Raw genomic sequence first — 1,198 nt, forward strand, 5'->3', positions numbered from 1 at the left:
ATTTCTATCGAACGGGAGATCGACATCGTCGAGGCCGTCATCCAGCGCACCAACAGCGCTGTCCACCTCGTTGGGCATTCGTGGGGTGCCACGGTGTGCTTGGCGACCGTCCTCCGTGACCGGACCAAGGTCGCAAGCCTGACCTTGATCGAGGCGACCCCCGTTCAATCTGCTTCGCCACTCCGGCGATCTCGCGCTGTACGAGCAAGTGCGCGCGATGGCCGACGCTTATGTCCGCGCCTGTGACGACGGAAAGCTGCTGGCTGCGCAGAGCATCATCGACTTCTACGGCGGTTACGGCAGCTTTGACGCCCTCCCAGCCCGGACCCGGGACTACATTGTTGCCACCACGCCGACGAACGTTCTCGACTGGTCGTCGGCATGGAGTTTTCGATGTGCCGCTTGCCGCCTATGCAGGCATCGCTGCGCCAAGCCTCTTCGTGCGAGGCGAGTGTGGTCATCCAGCCGTTCAGCGTGTCGCCGAGGTGCTGACTGACGCAGTCTCCAGATCGTCGCTGGTGACCGTTCCCGGCGCCAGTCATTTCATGATCGCGACCCATACGCTGGATGTCGCGAGGCTCATCCGTGAGCACGTCGCGACGGTCGAGACGATGCGCTAGTTTAGCGACCGATCCGCACGGCAGCGCCGGAGGTTTCCACGGCGGTGCCGTGCGAGCAGGAGGCTACCGCGGGGGCGCGGTCGCGGCTCCCGGATACCGGGGCGGCGCTGTCGCCGTGCGCGGCGGGCCCTAGGCTATCGGGCTGCGTATGCAGGGGCGTGTCGCGGCTACCGCTACGGGGTCGGTGCGGCGGCAGTGGGTGCGGCTGCGGTCGGCGGGGCTGCGGGCCTACTACCGCGGCGGCTGCGGCTACGACGCGTACGGCAACTATGTTTGCCCCGGCGGGTACTATCCGTACTTAGCGGCGCGACGCAGTTTAATTGCTATGGGGGCATGGCGGACACGCCCCCATCTCGATTTATGAGAACGCGTCCTCGGCAGACATGTTGCCTAACCCGCAACTGCAACCACGAATTTTCTCGCGGCAGATATTCTCAATAGGAGCGGTCGCGCGTACCCCGCTCGCGGCGGCACCCCAAAGAACCCGCAGCCTGCCTTGGCAATGCCCCCTAAGATCTTGCAAGGGTTCCTTCACCTTGAGCCAGGGATACATCCGAATGGGCTATAGCCGGAGATCG

General features: G+C 64.5%; 2 protein-coding genes. Both read left to right on the forward strand.

What is annotated here, in order from left to right:
- Positions 1-246 (forward strand): alpha/beta hydrolase (locus tag YUU_RS60950; protein ID WP_245288330.1); only part of this gene is annotated, 246 nt, incomplete at its 5' end.
- Between the two features lie 149 nt (positions 247-395).
- Positions 396-620: an alpha/beta fold hydrolase gene (locus YUU_RS0145910; protein ID WP_027528114.1), complete on the forward strand. Its 225-nt coding sequence runs from the start codon at positions 396-398 to the stop codon at positions 618-620.
- The last annotated feature ends 578 nt before the right edge of the window (positions 621-1,198 follow it).

Origin of the sequence: Bradyrhizobium sp. Ec3.3, from assembly GCF_000472925.1 — a bacterium.
Taxonomy (GTDB): Bacteria; Pseudomonadota; Alphaproteobacteria; order Rhizobiales; family Xanthobacteraceae; genus Bradyrhizobium.